This window comes from Serratia ficaria (genome assembly GCF_900187015.1).
In the GTDB taxonomy this organism is placed as follows: domain Bacteria; phylum Pseudomonadota; class Gammaproteobacteria; order Enterobacterales; family Enterobacteriaceae; genus Serratia; species Serratia ficaria.
In genome coordinates this window covers 3,931,286-3,950,321 of the sequence record NZ_LT906479.1, presented here as the reverse complement: position 1 = coordinate 3,950,321, position 19,036 = coordinate 3,931,286, and the positions used below count along the sequence as shown (strand labels likewise).

At 61.7% G+C, this 19,036-nt stretch carries 15 protein-coding genes; 11 read left to right on the top strand and 4 right to left on the bottom strand.

Annotation, left to right across the window (positions count from 1 at the left end):
• Nucleotides 1-8: 8 nt before the first annotated feature.
• From ispG to CKW09_RS18620, 7 genes are all read left to right on the top strand, one after another.
• Entirely contained in the window at nucleotides 9-1,130 is a 1,122-nt protein-coding gene (gene ispG, locus CKW09_RS18650; RefSeq protein WP_061796486.1) for a flavodoxin-dependent (E)-4-hydroxy-3-methylbut-2-enyl-diphosphate synthase, read from the top strand.
• Between the two features lie 139 nt (nucleotides 1,131-1,269).
• Nucleotides 1,270-2,544, top strand: a complete 1,275-nt coding sequence (hisS, locus tag CKW09_RS18645) for a histidine--tRNA ligase (RefSeq protein ID WP_061796487.1) — start codon at nucleotides 1,270-1,272, stop codon at nucleotides 2,542-2,544.
• A 13-nt stretch (nucleotides 2,545-2,557) separates the two neighbouring features.
• On the top strand, nucleotides 2,558-3,178 hold the full coding sequence (locus tag CKW09_RS18640) for a YfgM family protein (RefSeq protein ID WP_095098831.1): 621 nt from the start codon (nucleotides 2,558-2,560) through the stop codon (nucleotides 3,176-3,178).
• A gap of 11 nt (nucleotides 3,179-3,189) precedes the next feature.
• The gene (gene bamB, locus CKW09_RS18635) at nucleotides 3,190-4,371 is read left to right on the top strand and encodes an outer membrane protein assembly factor BamB (protein WP_061796489.1); all 1,182 of its coding nucleotides are present in this window, start codon (nucleotides 3,190-3,192) and stop codon (nucleotides 4,369-4,371) included.
• 177 nt (nucleotides 4,372-4,548) lie between these two features.
• Nucleotides 4,549-6,033 carry a ribosome biogenesis GTPase Der gene (gene der / locus CKW09_RS18630; RefSeq protein ID WP_095098828.1) on the top strand — a complete coding sequence of 495 codons (1,485 nt, stop codon included), beginning with the start codon at nucleotides 4,549-4,551 and terminating at the stop codon, nucleotides 6,031-6,033.
• A gap of 88 nt (nucleotides 6,034-6,121) precedes the next feature.
• Nucleotides 6,122-7,078: an AEC family transporter gene (locus CKW09_RS18625; protein WP_061796492.1), complete on the top strand. Its 957-nt coding sequence runs from the start codon at nucleotides 6,122-6,124 to the stop codon at nucleotides 7,076-7,078.
• Nucleotides 7,079-7,230: 152 nt separating this feature from the next.
• Entirely contained in the window at nucleotides 7,231-7,452 is a 222-nt protein-coding gene (locus CKW09_RS18620) for a zinc ribbon domain-containing protein (protein WP_095098825.1), read from the top strand.
• 4 nt (nucleotides 7,453-7,456) lie between these two features.
• Here CKW09_RS18620 and CKW09_RS18615 read toward each other — a convergent pair whose 3' ends face one another.
• The 3 genes from CKW09_RS18615 to CKW09_RS18605 form a co-directional block, all read right to left on the bottom strand.
• The gene (locus CKW09_RS18615; protein ID WP_095098822.1) at nucleotides 7,457-7,801 is read right to left on the bottom strand and encodes a protealysin inhibitor emfourin; all 345 of its coding nucleotides are present in this window, start codon (nucleotides 7,799-7,801) and stop codon (nucleotides 7,457-7,459) included.
• Entirely contained in the window at nucleotides 7,798-8,823 is a 1,026-nt protein-coding gene (locus CKW09_RS18610) for a M4 family metallopeptidase (RefSeq protein ID WP_095098820.1), read from the bottom strand. Before CKW09_RS18610 ends, CKW09_RS18615 begins: the two co-directional genes overlap by 4 nt.
• Before the next feature lie 63 nt (nucleotides 8,824-8,886).
• Nucleotides 8,887-9,969, bottom strand: coding sequence for a LacI family DNA-binding transcriptional regulator (locus tag CKW09_RS18605; RefSeq protein WP_061796498.1), 1,083 nt, complete (start codon nucleotides 9,967-9,969; stop codon nucleotides 8,887-8,889).
• 362 nt (nucleotides 9,970-10,331) lie between these two features.
• Between CKW09_RS18605 and CKW09_RS18600 the strand changes: the two genes are divergently transcribed.
• Together CKW09_RS18600 and CKW09_RS18595 are read left to right on the top strand one after the other, a co-directional pair.
• The gene (locus CKW09_RS18600; RefSeq protein ID WP_061796499.1) at nucleotides 10,332-11,639 is read left to right on the top strand and encodes an MFS transporter; all 1,308 of its coding nucleotides are present in this window, start codon (nucleotides 10,332-10,334) and stop codon (nucleotides 11,637-11,639) included.
• An 11-nt stretch (nucleotides 11,640-11,650) separates the two neighbouring features.
• The gene (locus CKW09_RS18595) at nucleotides 11,651-14,017 is read left to right on the top strand and encodes a glycoside hydrolase family 31 protein (RefSeq protein WP_061796500.1); all 2,367 of its coding nucleotides are present in this window, start codon (nucleotides 11,651-11,653) and stop codon (nucleotides 14,015-14,017) included.
• A 5-nt stretch (nucleotides 14,018-14,022) separates the two neighbouring features.
• On the opposite strand, the gene xseA is transcribed toward CKW09_RS18595, so the two are convergent.
• Nucleotides 14,023-15,399: an exodeoxyribonuclease VII large subunit gene (gene xseA / locus CKW09_RS18590; protein WP_061796501.1), complete on the bottom strand. Its 1,377-nt coding sequence runs from the start codon at nucleotides 15,397-15,399 to the stop codon at nucleotides 14,023-14,025.
• A gap of 170 nt (nucleotides 15,400-15,569) precedes the next feature.
• Between xseA and guaB the strand changes: the two genes are divergently transcribed.
• Both guaB and guaA read left to right on the top strand, forming a co-directional pair.
• Nucleotides 15,570-17,033, top strand: coding sequence for an IMP dehydrogenase (gene guaB, locus CKW09_RS18580; protein ID WP_061796503.1), 1,464 nt, complete (start codon nucleotides 15,570-15,572; stop codon nucleotides 17,031-17,033).
• A 124-nt stretch (nucleotides 17,034-17,157) separates the two neighbouring features.
• On the top strand, nucleotides 17,158-18,735 hold the full coding sequence (guaA, locus tag CKW09_RS18575; protein ID WP_061796504.1) for a glutamine-hydrolyzing GMP synthase: 1,578 nt from the start codon (nucleotides 17,158-17,160) through the stop codon (nucleotides 18,733-18,735).
• Nucleotides 18,736-19,036 lie beyond the last annotated feature (301 nt).

Below are 19,036 nucleotides of genomic sequence, written 5' to 3'. Positions count from 1 at the left end.
AGTAAGTAATGCATAACCAAGCGCCCATCAACCGTCGAAAATCAACGCGAATTTACGTCGGCAAGGTGCCTATTGGTGATGGCGCGCCGATTGCCGTACAGTCGATGACCAACACCCGTACCACCGATGTTGAAGCAACGGTTAATCAGATCAAAGCGTTGGAGCGCGTCGGCGTCGATATCGTCCGCGTTTCGGTTCCCACCATGGATGCCGCCGAGGCGTTCAAGCTGATCAAGCAGCAGGTCAACGTGCCGCTGGTCGCCGATATTCATTTCGATTACCGCATCGCGCTGCAGGTCGCCGAATACGGCGTGGATTGCCTGCGCATCAACCCGGGCAACATCGGCAACGAATCGCGCATCCGCTCGGTGGTGGATTGCGCGCGCGACAAGAACATCCCGATCCGCATCGGCGTCAACGGCGGCTCGCTGGAGAAGGACCTGCAGGAAAAGTACGGCGAACCTACGCCGGAAGCGCTGCTCGAGTCCGCCATGCGCCACGTGGATATCCTGGATCGCCTCAACTTTGACCAGTTCAAGGTCAGCGTCAAGGCTTCCGACGTGTTCCTGGCGGTGCAGTCTTACCGCCTGCTGGCGTCGCGCATCGATCAGCCGCTGCACCTCGGCATTACCGAAGCCGGCGGCGCGCGCAGCGGCTCGGTGAAATCGGCTATCGGCCTGGGGCTGCTGCTGTCGGAAGGCATCGGCGATACCCTGCGCATCTCGTTGGCGGCCGATCCGGTGGAAGAAGTGAAGGTCGGTTTCGACATTCTGAAATCGCTGCGCATTCGCGCGCGCGGCATCAACTTCATCGCTTGCCCGACCTGTTCGCGCCAGGAGTTTGACGTGATCGGCACGGTGAACGCGCTGGAGCAGCGTCTGGAAGACATCATCACGCCGATGGACGTATCGATCATCGGCTGCGTGGTCAACGGGCCGGGCGAAGCGCTGGTGTCGACCATGGGCGTCACCGGCGGCCACAACAAGAGCGGCTTCTACGAAGACGGCGTGCGCCAGAAAGAACGTTTCGACAACGAGCAGATGATTGACCAGCTGGAGGCGAAGATCCGCGCCAAGGCTTCGATGATGGATGAAGCCAATCGCATCTCGGTCAACCTGCTGGAAAAATAAGCATCATATCGATATGGCGGGCTGTTTGGCCCGCTGGTTTATGAACCCGCGGGGCAGAAAACCGCATCCGCGTTGAATACGGGGCGGCAAAGTCCCTATAATCGGGTTCATTTTTATAGACAACGGACAGAGAACTCACGTGGCAAAGAACATTCAAGCCATTCGCGGCATGAACGACTACCTGCCGGAAGACACGGCATTATGGCAGCGTATTGAAGGCACCCTCAAGCAGGTGCTTGGCGGCTACGGTTACAGCGAAATCCGGTTGCCGATTGTAGAGCAGACCCCGTTATTCAAACGCGCGATCGGCGAAGTGACCGACGTCGTAGAAAAAGAGATGTATACCTTCGAAGACCGCAACGGCGAAAGCCTGACGCTGCGTCCGGAAGGCACGGCTGGCTGCGTTCGCGCCGGCATCGAACATGGTCTGCTGTACAATCAGGAACAGCGTCTGTGGTACATCGGCCCGATGTTCCGCTATGAGCGTCCGCAAAAAGGCCGCTACCGCCAGTTCAATCAGCTGGGTGTGGAAGTGTTCGGCCTGCAAGGCCCGGACATCGACGCCGAACTGATCCTGCTGACCGCCCGCTGGTGGCGCGCGCTGGGCATCGCCGAGCACGTCAGGCTGGAGCTGAATTCCATCGGCTCGCTGGAGGCCCGCGCCAACTACCGCGATGCGCTGGTGGCCTTCCTCGAGCAGCACGTCGAGGCGCTGGACGAAGACTGCAAACGCCGCATGTACAGCAACCCGCTGCGGGTGCTGGACTCGAAAAACCCGGAGGTGCAGACGCTGTTGAACGACGCGCCGCGCCTGTCCGAGTACCTGGATGAAGAATCCCGCGCTCACTTCGCCGGTCTGTGTGAACTTTTGGCGCAGGCAGGTATCCCATATACCATCAATGAACGCCTGGTGCGCGGTCTGGACTACTACAACCGCACGGTATTCGAGTGGGTGACCACCAGCCTGGGCGCGCAGGGCACGGTGTGCGCGGGCGGCCGTTACGACGGTTTGGTCGAGCAGCTGGGCGGGCGCGCGACGCCTGCCGTAGGCTTTGCGATGGGGTTGGAGCGTCTGGTACTGTTGGTTCAGGCGGTCAACCCGGCGTTCAAGGCGCCGTCCACCATTGATGTATACGTAATTTCTTCCGGCGCCGGCGCTCAGAGCGCGGCGATGCAGCTGGCGGAGCAGGTGCGTGACGCCGCGCCGCAGCTGAAACTGATGACCAACTACGGTGGCGGCAACTTCAAGAAGCAGATCACCCGGGCAGACAAATGGGGCGCGCGCGTCGCATTGATTCTGGGCGAAAACGAAGTTGCGGCACAACAGGTGGTGGTGAAAGACCTGCGCAGTGGTGAACAAGAAACGCTGGCGCAAAGCGAAGTCGCTGAGCGTCTGGCTATGATGTTAGGTTAAGGAGAAGGACACCGTGGAAGTCTATACCACTGAAAACGAACAAGTCGACGCCGTGCGTCGGTTCTTTGCCGAAAACGGCAAAGCGCTGGCGGTGGGCGTGGTGCTCGGAATTGGTGCCCTGGTCGGCTGGCGCTTTTGGCAGAGCAACCAAAACTCCAACATGATGGCAGCGTCGCAATCCTACCAGGAGGCCAGCGATCGCCTGGCGGCCGGTAAGCCGGACGACGTGGCCGCCGCCGAGAAATTCATCCAGGCCAACAGCAACAGCTACGGCGTATTGGCCGCATTGCAGCTGGCCAGGCATTTTGTCGAGCAGAACGATTTCGCCAAGGCGGAACAGCAGTTGGCGCTGGCGCAGGGCCAGACCAAAGACGATAACCTGTTGTCGATGATCAACCTGCGTCTGGCGCGCGTCCAGCTGCAGGAGAAAAAGCTGGATGAAGCGCTGAAAACGCTGGATGGCGTGAAAGGCGAAGGCTGGACGGCGATGACGCAGGATGTGCGCGGCGACGTGTTGCTGGCCAAGGGCGACGCCAAGGGCGCGCGCGAAGCTTACAGCAAAGGCATTGAATCCAACGCTTCTCAGGCGCTGCAGGTACTGCTGCGCATGAAATTGAATAACTTGTCCAGCTAAGGGGAATTCCCATGCAATTGCGTAAAACACTCTTGGTCGGACTGGTTTCCGTTGCCTTGCTGAGTGGTTGCTCGCTGTTTAACAGTGAAGAAGACGTGGTTACCATGTCGCCGCTGCCGAAAGTTGAAAATCAGTTTACGCCGAACAAGGCGTGGAGCACCTCGGTCGGCGACGGCATCGGTGAGTTCTATTCTCACCTGCGCCCGGCCTTCCAGGACAGCACCATTTACGCCGCGGACCGTCACGGCATCGTGAAGGCGCTGGACGCCGACAGCGGCAACGAGAAGTGGAAGGTCGATCTCTCCGAGAAAACCGGCTTCTTCTCCAGCAACCTGCCGGCGCTGCTGTCGGGCGGCATAACGGTTTCAGGCGATAAAGCCTATGTCGGCAGCGAGAAAGCGGTGGTTTACGCGCTGAATACCGCTGACGGCACCGTAGCCTGGCAGACCAAAGTGGCCGGCGAAGCGATTTCTCGCCCGGTGATCAGCGACGGCATGGTGCTGATCCACACCTCCAATGGCCTGCTGCAGGCATTGAACGAGTCTGACGGCGCGGTGAAGTGGACGGTTAACCTGGACATGCCATCGCTGTCGTTGCGCGGCGAGTCCGCGCCGTCCGTCGCCTTCGGCGCAGCCATCGTCGGCGGCGACAACGGCCGCGTCAGCGCCGTGCTGTTGCAGCAGGGCCAGCTGATTTGGCAGCAGCGCATTTCCCAGCCGAGCGGCGCGACCGAGATCGACCGCCTGAACGATGTGGACACCACGCCGGTAATCGTTGAAGGCATCGTCTACGCATTGGGTTACAATGGCAACCTGACGGCGCTGGATCTGCGTTCCGGCCAGATCATCTGGAAACGCGAACTGGGCTCGGTGAACGACTTTATCGTCGACGCGGGCCGCATTTACCTGATCGACCAGAATGACCGGGTGGTGGCGTTGAGCACCGAAGGCGGCGTGACCGTGTGGACGCAGAGCGATCTGCTGCACCGCAACCTGACGCCGCCGGTGATGTATAATGGTTATCTGGTGACCGGCGACGCCGAAGGCTACCTGCACTGGATCAACACCACGGACGGCCGTTTTGTCGCCCAGCAGGAAGTGGACAGCTCCGGCTTCCTGTCTGCGCCGATGGTGGCTGGCGATAAGCTGGTCATCCAGGCCCGCGGCGGGAAAGTTTACGCTTTCACCCGCTAACGTCGGTCGTCGCAACCTTTTCGCTACCCGACAGGCTGCGCGCCGCTGCGGCGCGAAAGATGAAGGGGAAAACGGCTCCTGAGGGTTCAGGGGCCGTTTCGTATTTTATAAGCTGCATTGCCGGTGTCTATCCGGATTGCAGTAACGCATTGATTATTAAGTAATGAGGCTTCAACAATGATACCTGTCGTCGCGCTGGTCGGGCGCCCGAATGTGGGTAAGTCCACCTTGTTTAACCGTTTGACACAGACGCGCGATGCGCTGGTGGCGGATTTCCCCGGGCTAACGCGAGACCGCAAGTATGGTCGTGCTGAAGTTGAGGGCAATGAATTTATCATCGTCGATACCGGCGGTATTGACGGCACCGAAGACGGCGTTGAAACGCGCATGGCCGGCCAATCGCTGTTGGCGATTGAAGAGGCCGATATCGTGCTGTTCATGGTCGACGCCCGCGCCGGCCTGATGCCGGCCGATCAGGGTATCGCCCAGCATTTGCGCAACCGCCAGAAGGCGACCTTCCTGGTGGCCAACAAGACCGACGGCATGGATCCGGACATGGCCACCGCCGATTTCTACTCACTGGGCCTGGGCGACGTTTATGCCATCGCCGCTTCGCACGGCCGCGGCGTCACTCAGCTGATCGAGCACGTGCTGGTGCCGTTCGTTCCGGCTAAAGAGGAAGAAGCCGAGCTGACCGAAGAAGAGGCCAACGCCGCCTATTGGGCCGAGCAGGAAGGCGAAAACCCCGAAGAGTTTGCAGAGCCGGAAGACGACTTCAACCCACAGGATCTGCCGATCAAGCTGGCGATCGTCGGCCGCCCGAACGTAGGCAAGTCTACCCTCACTAACCGCATCCTCGGCGAGGAGCGCGTAGTGGTGTACGACATGCCGGGCACCACGCGCGACAGCATTTATATTCCGATGGTGCGCGACGAGCGCGAATACGTGCTGATCGACACCGCCGGGGTGCGCAAACGCGGCAAGGTAACGGAAACCGTAGAGAAATTCTCGGTAATCAAAACCCTGCAGGCGATCGAAGACGCCAACGTGGTGCTGCTGGTGATCGACGCGCGCGAAGGCATTTCCGATCAGGACCTGTCGCTGCTCGGCTTTATCCTCAATAGTGGGCGCTCGCTGGTGATTGCGGTCAACAAGTGGGACGGCATGAGCGAAGAAGATCGCGAACACGTGAAAGAGATGCTCGATCTGCGCCTGGGCTTTGTCGATTTCGCCCGCGTGCACTTCATCTCCGCGCTGCACGGCAGCGGCGTCGGCAACCTGTTCGAATCGGTGCAGGAAGCTTACGAGTGCGCGACCCGCCGCGTGAACACCTCGATGCTGACCAAAATCATGCAGATGGCCGCCGACGACCATCAGCCGCCGTTGGTGCGCGGCCGCCGCGTGAAGCTGAAATATGCCCACGCCGGCGGGTACAATCCGCCGATCGTGGTGATCCACGGCAACCAGGTGAGCGATCTGGCCGACTCGTACAAGCGTTACCTGATGAACTACTTCCGCCGCTCGCTGAAGGTGATGGGGACGCCGATCCGCATCCAGTTCAAAGAGGGCGACAACCCGTTCGCCGGCAAGCGCAACCTGCTGACGCCAAACCAGATGCGTAAGCGCAAGCGCTTGATGAGCCACCTGAAGAAAAGCAAATAAATCGATAAAAAGGGGTGTGGCAGTGATGCCGCACCCTTTTTTATTGTTTATTATCTGAAGATTACCGCCGCCAGCCTGAAGGAACCTCATGTCCTGGGAAACCTGGAGTTTTGCATTCAACGTCACCGTACCCAATCTGTTAATGATGTTGCTGGGCATCCTGCTGCGCCACTGGCGCCTGATGGACGATCGCTTTATCGACGGCGCCACCAAGCTGGTGTTCAATCTGGCGCTGCCCTGTCTGCTGTTTTTCAGCATCGCCACCAACCATCCGCAGCTGCTGGGCAACCTGTCGCTGGTGATCTTCGGGGCGATAGGCACCCTCGCGACCTTCCTGCTGTTGGAAGTGGCCGCTGTGTGGCTGGTTAAGGAACCGCGCGAGCGGGGCGTGTTCGTGCAGGGCGGCTTCCGCGCCAATACCGCCATCGTCGGCCTGGCCTACGCCATGACCGCCTACGGCAGCGAAGGGGTGGCGCTCGGCTCGCTGTACCTGACGGTGACGGTGATCTTGTTCAACGTACTGTCGGTGATCACCCTGACGCGCAGCCTGCAGGGTGGGAAGGGCAAACGAATCAGCCGCTTGTCGCTGTTGCGCAGCATCGTCACCAACCCGCTGATCATCGGCCTGCTGTGCGGGCTGGCCTATGCGCAGACCGGCCTGGGCATTCCTCAGGTGGTCCGGCAAACCGGCGGCTATATCTCCGCGCTGTCGCTGCCGCTGGCGCTGCTGTGCACCGGCGCCAGCCTGGATCTGCGCGCCATGTTCCGCTCCTCCAACGTGGCGGCGCTGTCGTCGTCGGCCAAGCTGTTTATCGTGCCGATATTGATGACGCTCGGCGGTTGGCTGTGCGGTTTTCACGGCGCGGCGCTGGGGATCATCTTTCTGTTTTCCGCCACGCCGACCGCCTCGGGCAGCTACGTGATGACGCGCGCCATGGGCGGCAACGCCACGCTGGCGGCCAATATTATCGCCATCACCACCGTCGGTTCGTTCTTTACCACCGCGCTGGGGATATATTTTTTGCGCTCGTGGGGCCTCATCTAAAGTCTGTACACCAGGCTATTTTACTTGCCACTTTGGGATTGGGCAGTGCTCGAACTCCTCACGTACTCTGTGTACGCTGCGGGTTCTGCGCGCTGTCCGCACCCAAATTGGCCGCGACAATAACGCCTGCTGAGCAGGCTTTGGGAGTCAGTATGGAAGCGCACTGTCCGCAATGCGAACAAACGATGGAGTGGGTGAATGGTCACTATCATTGCGCCGCGTGCAACGCAGATTATCAGCAGCTGGCCCACTGCCCGGACTGTGGGCAGCCGCTGCAGGAACTGAAGGCCTGCGGCGCGGTGGATTACCTGTGCCAGAGCGGCCACGGGCTGGTATCCAAAAAGCGCGTGCTATTCAGTTATCAGCCGTTGTAAGCGTTCACTCATCAACCTGACCGGTTTTCCACAGGTCCACCAGCGCCTGCGGCGCGCGGGTCTCCGGGATCAGCAGCACGATTTCGCTGCACAGGTTTTGGCTGGCGTAATTGATTTGCACGCGAAAATAGCGTTGGTCGCCACAGCCGGGGGAGTCTGGCTGGCCCGCTTCCCGCGCATAGGGCAGCGTTTGGTTCAGCAGCTGGTTCAGGCGCTGCCGCTGCGCCGGCGTAATATCGGCCAGCGCGATGCGCCGCAGGCCCGCCAGCTTGGGAATAAAGGCAAAGCCGCCCTCGCGCGCCAGTTCAATGACCGTATCCTGATTGAGCGGCGGCAGCGGTTGCGTCATTCCACCCCCACCTGACGCCAGGCCTGCTGCACCTTATCGGCTATCGTCTTATCGAAACGCCGTAGCGCGTGTTTCACCGTGGTGCGGGCGAAGGTGGCGAAGTCGGCGTTCTGCGGCAGCGCCTTGTCGCACAGCGTGTCGTACCAAACGTAGCCGGCTTTTTCCCAGGCGAAGCCGCCCAGCGCGGTGGCCGCCAGATAAAAGGCGCGGTTGGGAATGCCGGAGTTGAGGTGCACGCCGCCGTTGTCTTCCTTGGTCTGCACGTAGCCCTGCATGTCGGCCGGCTGCGGGTCTTTGCCCAGCAGCGGGTCGTCGTAGGCGGTGCCGGGCGCCGACATCGAACGCAGCCCCTTGCCGTTGATGCCCTTGGCCAGCAGGCCGGCGCCGATCAGCCAGTCGGCCTGGCCAGCGGTTTGCCGCAGATGGAATTGCTTGACCAGCGAGCCGAACACGTCGGACAGCGATTCATTCAGCGCGCCGGCCTGCTGGTAGTAAATCAGCCCGGCTTCGCTTTCGGTCACGCCGTGCGCCAGCTCGTGGCCGACCACGTCGATGGCGATGGTAAAGCGGTTGAAGATTTCACCGTCGCCGTCGCCGAACACCATCTGCTGGCCATTCCAGAAGGCGTTCTGGTATTCCTTGCCGTAGTGCACGCTGCCGGTCAGCGGCAGGCCCCGGTTATCCAGCGAATTGCGCTGGAATGCCTGCCAGAAGAAATCGTAGGTGACGCCGAGGTAGTCGTAGGCTTCGTCCACCGCCACGTCGCGGTTGCTGGGCTGGCCCTCTTTGCGCACCTGCTTGCCGGGCAGCTGGGTGCCGTTTTGCGCGTCGTAGATATCGCGGAGCGCCTCCCCGGCGCGGGCGGTCCCGGCGCCGGGGGTGCGCAGCGGCGGGTTGCCGAGCAGGCTCTGGACATGATTCAGGGTGTGCAGGGCGCAATCGCGCTGCGGTGCGCTGCCGTGCTCAACGATGCGTCGCAGCATGTAAGGGGGAATGACGGAACGCGCGCTCAGGGTCGGCATAGTGGCTCTCCTTAGGCAAAAAATTTACCCTCATCGAATGAATGCACTGTGCCTAAGTGTAGCCTACTCGTCATACAGCCGATGATCGTGGGTGCTGACCGCCGGCGACGTGCGGTTGGCGCTGACGCGCCTGACCGACGCGCGCACCGCCAGCCGGCCATGCAGCAGCAGATTGCACGGCGGCGCATCGGCGCGCAGCATGCGCCGCTGCAGCAGCTGGATCGCCTCGTAGCCCAGTTCGTCGCGCGGCACCTGCACCGAGGTCAGCGGCACATCGTGAATCTCCGCCAGGTTGAAGCCGTCGGTGCTCATCACCGAAACGTCGCCCGGCACGCTCAGCCGCAGCTTATTGAGCGCCTTGACCGCCCCCACCGCCATGTAATCGCCGCCCGCCAGCACCGCCGTCGGCAGCGGCGCATGCGCGCCAATGGCGTTGATGTAGGTGGTCAGCGCCTGCTCGGCCTCTTCGCTGCCGAAGCCGGAGGTGGCTACCAGGTGGCGGCCGTCGTCGAAGGGAATATGATGCCGGGCGTAGGCCTGCCTGATGCCCGCCAGCCGCAGCTCCATGGTGTGCCGCCGCAGGCACTGCAGGTGGAGAATATGGCTGTGGCCCTGTTGGAATAAATAATTGGCCGAGTACTCGCCGATCAGCTGATGATCGGGCGACACGCTGTCGAGCCGCATCTGCCGGTCGCTGCAGTTAATCAGCACGCAGGGCTTGTGCAGATCGGCGGCCAGGGTGTGGATGTGCTCGTCGTCGATGCCGATAATCAGCGCCGCTTCGGTCTGCGGATCGCTCATTTTTTCCAGAAACAGCGCGCCGTCGCTGTGTTCCTCCTCCAGCCCGCAGTAGCGAATGCGCACCTCATGCTGCGCCAGCGCGGCGGTGATGCCCTGGATCACCTTGTAATAGAAAATATCGGTGCGCACGTCGAAGGCCCGCTGCGGCGCGAACACCATCACGTTGTTCAGCATCAGCCGGCCGCTGGAAATCCCCTGCAGAATGCCGTTTTGCTGCGCGCAGGCCAGCACCTTTTGCCGGGCTTCGGCGCTGGTGTTGGCTTTACCCGCCAGCACGCGGGAAACGGTGCTGATCGACAGCCCGGTTTGCCGGGCGATTTCCCGTATTTTCAGCTTTCCGTTCATTCTGTGATCTCCTTCAAAGTTGGTCGTGAGAATATTTTCATTGTGATTTCTCAGCATGCTGGCGGCATTTCTTGGGCATTATGACCAGCTTTTGACCACCCTGTGATAATTTTTGCAAAAAATGCCGTTTCGCTGGGCCGGTTCGCTGGTTAGTCTGCATTGGTACACCAATTTTATAGATTTATCAGTCCAATTTTTCGGCTGAATTATAAATAAAACGAAAATAATTCATGAGGTTGTGATTTATTGAGGGCTATTTTTGCGAGCGACATCTCAATTTTTCACCCCCCATACCTTCGATACCACAACGTGCCCTACCAAAAGGCGAGCTGTTTCACCGGGCAGCCGCATGGAGAAGACAGATGAGTGTTGAAATCAATCAGACGGTCGTACAGAGCGGGCGGCGCAAATTCAAATCGCTGCGCTGGTGGATGCTGGCGCTGTTCCTGCTGGGCGTCACGGTCAATTACATTACCCGCAACTCATTGGGCATTCTGGCGCCGGAGTTGAAAACCAGCCTGAACATGACCACCGAGCAATATTCCTGGGTGGTGGCGTCGTTCCAGCTGGCCTACACGGTGTTTCAACCGATCTGCGGCTGGCTGATCGACGTGATCGGCCTGAAGATGGGCTTCCTGATCTGCGCCAGCATCTGGGCGGTGGTGTGCATGCTGCACGCCGGGGCGGGCAGTTGGTTGCAGCTGGCGATCCTGCGCTTCTTTATGGGCGGAGCGGAAGCGGCGGCCACGCCGGCCAACGCCAAAGCGATCTCCGACTGGTTCCCGAAAAAGGAGCGGCCGATCGCCGCCGGCTGGGCGGGCGTCGGTTTCTCGATTGGCGCCATGCTGGCGCCGCCGATCATCGTCATCGCCCACGTTTCCTTCGGCTGGCAGGGCGCCTTCCTGTTCTCCGGCGCGCTGGCGCTGATCTGGGTGGCGCTGTGGTGGCGGTTCTACCACTCGCCGCAGCAGCACCCCAATCTCAGCCAGCAGGAGCTGGATCTGATCCGCGAAGACAATGAGCCGCTGCTGCCCAAGCTGCCGTTCTTCAAATCGCTGGCGATCCTGTGCAAAAACAAAAAGTTTTACGGCATCGCCATTCCGGCCTTCCTCGCCGAACCGGCCTGGGCGGTGTTCAGCTTCTGGGTGCCGCTGTATCTGGCCACCGAACGCGGCATGGATCTGAAACACATCGCCATGTTCGCCTGGCTGCCGTTCCTGGCGGCGGATATCGGCAGCGTCGCCAGCGGCTATCTCACCACGCTGTACCGCAAATGGTTCGGCTGCACCCGCGTCAACTCGGTGGTCGCCAGCTCGGTGACCGGCGCCTTCATGATGGTGTCGCTGGCGTTCGTGGCGATCGCTAAGGATCCCTACGTGGCGATCGCGCTGATCTCGATCGGCGGCTTCGGCCACCAGGTGATCTCCTGCATGCTCAGCGCGCTGGTGGTGGAGTCGTTCGATAAAAACCAGATGGCGACGGTCAACGGCATGCGCGGATCCAGCGCCTGGATCGCCAGCTTCCTGTTCACGCTATTGATCGGTGCGGTGTCCGACACCGTCGGCTTCAACCCGTTGTTTATCGCCATGGGCTTCTTCGATCTGATCGGCGCCCTGTTCCTGATTGCCCTGATCGCCGAGCGCGGCGGCAAAAAAACACTTAACAGCTAAGTTGGATGCTTATGAAAACCTTGAAAAACTGGACGCTGGCGGGCCAGCACGCCGATCGCATTGAGCTGCGGGTCGATGAAAGCCACCTGTTTTGCCTGTACGTGCTGGAAGACAATCTGTTCCGGGTGTTGATCAAACAGCGCGGCGAGCTGGCGCTGGATCGCACCTGGAGCATCGCGCCGCAGGCGGATGTGCCCTGGGAGGGGCGCGACCGGCTGAGCGTCGCCGGTTTCAGCCTGCCGGGCTACCGGCTGCAGCAGCAGGACGACCGGCTGGTGGTGAGCACCGCCGCGCTGCGGGTCACCGTTCACCAGCCGCTGTGGCTGGAGTGGGAACACTGCAACAGTGCCGGCGAATGGCGGCCGCTGGCGGCCGACCGGCCGACCGGCGCCTACCTGCTTAACCCGCACGGCGACGGGGTGGCGCATTATCAGCGGCGCTTCGCCGGCGAACGCTATTATGGCCTGGGCGAGAAGGCCGGCGATTTGGAACGCAGCGGCCGCCGCTTCGAGATGCGCAACCTGGACGCCATGGGCTATAACGCCGCCAGCACCGATCCGCTGTACAAGCACATTCCGTTCACCATCACCCGCGGCGCAGAGGCGAGCTTTGGGCTGTTCTACGACAACCTGAGCAGCTGCTGGCTGGATCTGGGCAACGAGATCGACAACTACCACCTGGCCTATCGCCGCTATCAGGCCGAGGCGGGGGATCTGGATTATTATCTGTTCCTCGGGCCGAAGGTGCTGGACGTCACCAAGGCGTTCGTGCGGCTGACCGGCAAAACCCATTTCGGCCCCAAATGGAGCCTGGGCTACAGCGGCTCGACCATGCATTACACCGACGCGCCGGACGCCCAGCGGCAGCTGCAGCAGTTCATCGCCTTATGCCAACGGCACGACATTCCCTGCGACTCTTTCCAGCTGTCGTCGGGTTATACCTCGATCGGCAACAAGCGTTACGTGTTCAACTGGAACTACGACAAGGTGCCGCAGCCTCAGCGGCTGAGCCAGGCGTTCCACGACGCCGGCCTGAAGCTGGCGGCCAACATCAAGCCCTGCCTGCTGCAGGACCATCCGCAGTATCGGCAGGCGGCGGAGCAGGGGTTGTTCATCCGCGATTCGCAGAGCGAGGCGCCGGAGCGCTCCAGCTTCTGGGACGACGAAGGCTCGCACCTCGATTTCACCAACCCGGCGGCGGTGCGCTGGTGGCAGCAGGGCGTTACGCGGCAGCTGCTGGAGATGGGCATCGATTCCACCTGGAACGACAACAACGAATACGAAGTGTGGGACGGCGAAGCGCGCTGCCACGGCTTTGGCCGGCCGCTCGCCATCAAGCATATCCGCCCGGTGATGCCGCTGCTGATGATGCGCGCCTCGATGGAGGCTCAGCAGCGCTTTGCGCCGCAGCTGCGGCCGTATTTGATTTCGCGCTCCGGCTGCGCCGGCATGCAGCGCTATGTGCAGACCTGGAGCGGCGACAACCGCACCAGCTGGCAGACCCTGCGCTACAACATCCGCATGGGGCTGGGCATGAGCCTGTCCGGGCTGTACAACCTGGGGCACGACGTCGGCGGCTTCTCCGGCGACAAACCGGACGCCGAACTGCTGGTGCGCTGGGTGCAAAACGGCGTGATGCACCCGCGCTTCACCATCCATTCGTGGAACGACGACGCCACGGTCAACGAACCCTGGATGTACCCGGCCGTCACCCCGGCGGTGCGCGAGGCGATCAACCTGCGCTACCGGCTGATGCCGTATTTCTACACCCTGCTGTGGCAGGCCAGCGCCGACGACGAGCCGATGCTGCGCCCGACCTTCCTCGATCATGAGCACGACGCGCGCACGCTGGAGGAAACCGACGATTTCCTGATCGGCCGCGATCTGCTGGTGGCCAGCGTGGTGGAGCAGGGGCAGCGCCGGCGCCCGGTATACCTGCCGGACAACGGTGACGGTTGGTACTGTTTCTACAGCGGGCAATGGTTCAGCGGCGGCCAGACGGTGGTGCTGGACGCGCCGCTGGAGCGCTTGCCGCTGCTGGTGCGCGCCGGGGCCGGGTTGCCGCTGTCGCAGCGGCTGGCGCATGTGGACGCTGCCGCCGACGATCGGCGCGAGCTGCGGCTGTACCCGATTAAAGGCTGTGGCAGCGCGTCAGGGCTGTTGTTCGAAGACGACGGGGAAAGTTATGGCTGGCGGCAGGGCAACGCGCTGTGGTTGCGCTGGGAGCTGCGCAGCGACAATCAGCGGCTCATGCTGACCCTCACCCCCGAAGGGCAGTTCCGCCCGGCGTGGCGTACGCTGCAGCTGAGCCTGCCGGCCGGCGAAACGCGCGCGCTGTGGGTTAACGGCGAGCCGGGCGAGAGTTTTACGTTGGAATAGGGCGGTTACTGGGCCGCGCGCTTCTTGCGCGGCTTCCTGGCGACGGTGATGGTTTTCACCTCGCTTTCCACCCAACCATCCTGCAGACGGGTTTTCAGCAGTTCGCCGACCTGCGCCTGTTGGGTGGTTTTCAGCAGCTCGCCGCGCGGGGTTTGCGTCACGCTGTAGCCGCGCGCCAGCGTCGCCAGCGGGCTGACCGCCTCGAGCTGGCTGCAGGCCACGCCGAAGCGTTGGCGGTAGGCGTTGAGCCGGCGCTCCAGCGCCTGCTGCAGGCGGTATTCCTGCTGCTGCACCCGTTGCTGATAGCGGTGGATGCGGCCCTGCGGCTGCATCTGCGCCAGCCGCTGCTGGGCGCGCTCGCTGCGGCGCGACGCCAGGCGCAGCTGGTTTTGCATGCCGTCTTCCAGGCGGCGCTGCAGCCTGAACAGCAGCGTTTGCTGGCGCGCCAGGCGCAGGTGCGGATGCTGCTGCTGCAAACGGTGGTTGATGCGGGTGAACTGCTGCTGCCGCTGGGCCAGATAGTAGTCCATCGCCATTTCCAACCGCTGCTGCTGCGACTGCAGCTGGCGCAGCAGCTCCAGCTGATTGCGGCTGACCAGCTCGGCGGCGGCGGAGGGGGTAGGGGCGCGCAGATCGGCGACAAAGTCGGCGATGGTCACGTCGGTCTCATGGCCGACGGCGCTGACGATCGGAATGCGGCTGGCGAAAATTGCCCGCGCCACCCGCTCGTCGTTGAAGCTCCACAGGTCTTCCAGCGAACCGCCGCCGCGGCCGACGATCAGCACGTCGCATTCGTCACGGCGGTTGGCGGTGTCGATGGCGCGCACGATCTGCAGCGGCGCTTCCGCGCCCTGCACCGAAGTGGGGTAGATGACGATCGGCAGCGAAGGATCGCGCCGCTGCAGCACCTGCAGGATATCGTGCAGCGCCGCGCCGCTGGCGGAGGTGATCACCCCGACGCGCTTGGCCGGGGCGGGCAGCGGCTGCTTGAACTGCTGATCGAACAGCCCTTCGGCGCTCAGACGCTGCTTCAACTGCTCGAACTGCTGCTGCAGCAGGCCGTCGCCGGCGGGCTGCATGCTCTCGGCGATCAGCTGGTAATCGCCGCGCGGTTCGTACAGCGTAATGCTGGCGCGCACCAGCACCTGCTGGCCGTTCTGCGGCCGGAAGGTGGTGCGGCGGTTGCTGTTGCGGAACATCGCACAGCGCACCTGCGCGCGATCGTCTTTCAGGGTGAAATACCAGTGGCCGGAGGCGGGCTGGGAGAAGTTGGAGATCTCGGCGGAGAGCCAAATCTGCCCCATTTCCATTTCCAGCAGCTGTCGAACCGTCTGATTCAGGCGGCTTACGGTAAAAATGGGCGGCGAGGTAGGTAGCGACATGTGACCCAGATCAAATTTCAAAACAATCACTTAATTGGTCGATACTACATGGCTGAAAAAGGTAATCAAGAGTTTTTGTAAGAAAGTGCTGGAGGCAACCGATTACGCTCTGTATAATGCCGCGGCAATATTTTATCTTTTTCACAGCCCACCCTGGTGAGATATTGCCCATGCTACGTATCGCAAAAGAAGCTCTGACGTTTGACGACGTTCTCCTGGTTCCAGCACACTCCACGGTTCTGCCTAACACTGCAGAGCTCGGCACTCAACTGACCAAAAATATCCGCCTGAATATCCCTATGCTGTCCGCAGCCATGGATACCGTGACCGAATCCGGCCTGGCCATCGCGCTGGCGCAGGAAGGCGGCCTGGGCTTCATTCACAAAAACATGTCCATCGAGCGCCAGGCTGAAGAAGTCAGCCGGGTGAAGAAACATGAAAGCGGCGTAGTCACCGACCCGCAGACCGTTACCCCCGCCACCACCCTGAAAGAAGTGAAAGAGCTGACCGCCCGCAACGGCTTCGCCGGCTACCCGGTCGTGACCGAAGAAAACGAACTGGTCGGCATCATCACCGGCCGCGACGTACGCTTCGTGACCGATCTGAACCAGCCGGTCACCGCGGTGATGACGCCGAAAGGGCGTCTGGTCACGGTGAAAGAAGGCGAAGCGCGTGAAGTGGTGCTGCAGAGAATGCACGAAAAACGCGTTGAGAAAGCGCTGGTGGTGGACGACAGCTTCCACCTGCTGGGCATGATCACCGTTAAAGACTTCCAGAAAGCGGAACGCAAACCGAACGCCTGTAAAGACGAGCACGGCCGCCTGCGCGTAGGCGCGGCGGTAGGCGCGGGCGCCGGCAACGAAGAGCGCGTTGACGCGCTGGTCGCCGCCGGCGTTGACGTACTGCTGATCGACTCTTCCCACGGCCACTCCGAAGGCGTGTTGCAGCGCATTCGCGAAACCCGCGCCAAATACCCGGAGCTGGAAATCGTCGGCGGCAACGTCGCCACCGCGGCGGGCGCCAAGGCGCTGGCTGAAGCCGGCGTGAGCGCGGTTAAAGTGGGTATCGGCCCTGGCTCCATCTGCACCACCCGCATCGTGACCGGCGTGGGCGTACCGCAGATCACCGCCATCGCCGATGCGGTCGAAGCGCTGGAGGGCACCGGCATCCCGGTTATCGCCGACGGCGGCATCCGCTTCTCCGGCGACATCGCCAAGGCCATCGCGGCCGGCGCGTCCTGCGTAATGGTCGGCTCCATGCTGGCGGGCACCGAAGAATCCCCGGGCGAAATCGAGCTGTATCAGGGCCGTTCGTTCAAGTCTTACCGCGGCATGGGCTCTCTGGGCGCGATGTCCAAAGGCTCTTCCGACCGTTACTTCCAGACCGATAACGCCGCCGACAAGCTGGTGCCGGAAGGCATCGAAGGCCGCGTGGCTTACAAAGGCATGCTGAAAGCCATCGTGCACCAGCAGATGGGCGGCCTGCGCTCCTGCATGGGCCTGACCGGCTGCGCCACCATCGACGAGCTGCGCACCAAGGCGGAGTTCGTGCGCATCAGCGGCGCCGGCATTCAGGAAAGCCACGTGCACGACGTGACCATCACCAAAGAGTCACCGAACTACCGCATGGGTTGATTTCAGGGGCTGCGGCCGGCGCATTTGTTCGCGCCGTCCGCTGCCCACTGCCTGGCCTCGCCGACTGAAATCGTCCTGACGATTTAGATTTTTCCTTTTTCTCTGTTGCTGGAATTCGCCTCACATGACAAAAAATATCCATAAGCATCGCATCCTTATTCTGGATTTCGGTTCGCAATACACCCAACTGGTCGCGCGCCGCGTGCGTGAGATCGGCGTTTACTGCGAGCTCTGGGCCTGGGACGTTAGCGAAGAGCAGATCCGCGAATTCAACCCGAGCGGCATCATCCTCTCCGGCGGCCCGGAAAGCACCACCGAAGCCAACAGCCCGCGCGCCCCCGAGTACGTGTTCACCGCCGGCGTGCCGGTGCTGGGCGTGTGCTACGGCATGCAGACCATGGCGATGCAGCTGGGTGGCCATGTGCAGGGTTCCAACGAGCGCGAGTTCGGCTACGCGCAGGTGGAAATCGTCAACGAGAGCGCGCTGCTGCGCGACATCGAAGACGCCATCAGCCCGGCGGGCAAACCGCTGCTGGACGTGTGGATGAGCCACGGCGACAAAGTGACCGCCATCCCGTCCGGCTTCGTGACCGTCGCCAGCACCGACACCTGCCCGTTCGCCATTATGGCCAACGAAGAAAAACGCTTCTACGGCGTGCAGTTCCACCCGGAAGTGACCCACACCCGCCAGGGCCAGCGCATGCTGGAGCGTTTCGTGCTGGATATCTGCCAGTGTGAAGCCCTGTGGACCCCGGCCACCATCATCGAAGACGCGGTTGAACGCATCCGCCAGCAGGTGGGCGAAGACCACGTGATCCTCGGCCTGTCCGGCGGCGTGGATTCCTCGGTGACCGCGATGCTGCTGCACCGCGCCATCGGCAAGCGCCTGACCTGCGTATTCGTCGACAACGGCCTGCTGCGCCTGAACGAAGCCGACCAGGTGCTGGAAATGTTCGGCGACCACTTCGGCCTGAACATCGTGCACGTGGCGGCGGAAAACCGCTTCCTGAGCGAGCTGGCCGGCGTTGACGAGCCGGAAGCCAAGCGCAAGATCATCGGCCGCGTGTTCGTTGAAGTGTTCGACGAAGAAGCCTGCAAGCAAGACGCAGTGAAGTGGCTGGCGCAGGGCACCATCTACCCGGACGTGATCGAATCCGCCGCTTCCGCCACCGGCAAGGCGCACGTGATCAAGTCGCATCACAACGTGGGCGGCCTGCCGAAAGAGATGAAGCTGGGCCTGGTCGAGCCGCTGAAAGAGCTGTTCAAAGACGAAGTGCGCAAGATTGGCCTGGAGCTGGGCCTGCCGTACGACATGCTGTACCGCCACCCGTTCCCGGGCCCGGGTCTGGGCGTGCGCGTGCTGGGCGAAGTGAAGAAAGAGTACTGCGATCTGCTGCGCCGCGCCGACGCCATCTTCATCGAAGAGCTGCACAAAGCCGACCTGTACAACAAGGTCAGCCAGGCGTTCACCGTGTTCCTGCCGGTGCGTTCGGTCGGCGTGATGGGCGACGGCCGCAAATACGACTGGGTCGTTTCACTGCGCGCAGTGGAAACCATCGACTTTATGACCGCGCACTGGGCGCACCTGCCGTACGATTTCCTCGGCCGCGTCTCCAACCGCATCATCAACGAAGTGAACGGCATTTCCCGCGTGGTGTACGACATCAGCGGCAAGCCGCCCGCGACCATTGAGTGGGAATGATCTGAACGCCCCACGGCCTGTTTATAAATAGGTGAAATTAAACGGAACCCTCTGTGTATACAGAGGGTTTTTCTTTATATGCGGCCATGGTCAAGGCAGGTCATTGTTCGTGGCCTGAACCTGCAGGACAGCCGTCTTCCTGGCAGAATGCACTAAGCCGATGTAAATATGTTCATATCTGTATTTAAGAACCCCCGTTGCGGCTGCGCCGTGCGGGGGGGTTCTTTTGCTGGCGGTCAATGGCTGAGGGGCGTAACGCGATGAGGAGACAGAGATCTTTTTATCCTTCTTCATGCGCATT

What these genes read in the sequence shown, in the direction of transcription:
- ispG (WP_061796486.1), top strand. Translation starts at nt 9, where the DNA reads ATGCATAACCAAGCGCCCATCAACCGTCGAAAATCAACGCGAATTTAC.
- bamB (WP_061796489.1), top strand. Translation starts at nt 3,190, where the DNA reads ATGCAATTGCGTAAAACACTCTTGGTCGGACTGGTTTCCGTTGCCTTG.
- der (WP_095098828.1), top strand. Translation starts at nt 4,549, where the DNA reads ATGATACCTGTCGTCGCGCTGGTCGGGCGCCCGAATGTGGGTAAGTCC.
- CKW09_RS18625 (WP_061796492.1), top strand. Translation starts at nt 6,122, where the DNA reads ATGTCCTGGGAAACCTGGAGTTTTGCATTCAACGTCACCGTACCCAAT.
- CKW09_RS18620 (WP_095098825.1), top strand. Translation starts at nt 7,231, where the DNA reads ATGGAAGCGCACTGTCCGCAATGCGAACAAACGATGGAGTGGGTGAAT.
- CKW09_RS18615 (WP_095098822.1), bottom strand. Translation starts at nt 7,801, where the DNA reads ATGACGCAACCGCTGCCGCCGCTCAATCAGGATACGGTCATTGAACTG.
- CKW09_RS18610 (WP_095098820.1), bottom strand. Translation starts at nt 8,823, where the DNA reads ATGCCGACCCTGAGCGCGCGTTCCGTCATTCCCCCTTACATGCTGCGA.
- CKW09_RS18605 (WP_061796498.1), bottom strand. Translation starts at nt 9,969, where the DNA reads ATGAACGGAAAGCTGAAAATACGGGAAATCGCCCGGCAAACCGGGCTG.
- CKW09_RS18600 (WP_061796499.1), top strand. Translation starts at nt 10,332, where the DNA reads ATGAGTGTTGAAATCAATCAGACGGTCGTACAGAGCGGGCGGCGCAAA.
- CKW09_RS18595 (WP_061796500.1), top strand. Translation starts at nt 11,651, where the DNA reads ATGAAAACCTTGAAAAACTGGACGCTGGCGGGCCAGCACGCCGATCGC.
- xseA (WP_061796501.1), bottom strand. Translation starts at nt 15,399, where the DNA reads ATGTCGCTACCTACCTCGCCGCCCATTTTTACCGTAAGCCGCCTGAAT.
- guaB (WP_061796503.1), top strand. Translation starts at nt 15,570, where the DNA reads ATGCTACGTATCGCAAAAGAAGCTCTGACGTTTGACGACGTTCTCCTG.
- guaA (WP_061796504.1), top strand. Translation starts at nt 17,158, where the DNA reads ATGACAAAAAATATCCATAAGCATCGCATCCTTATTCTGGATTTCGGT.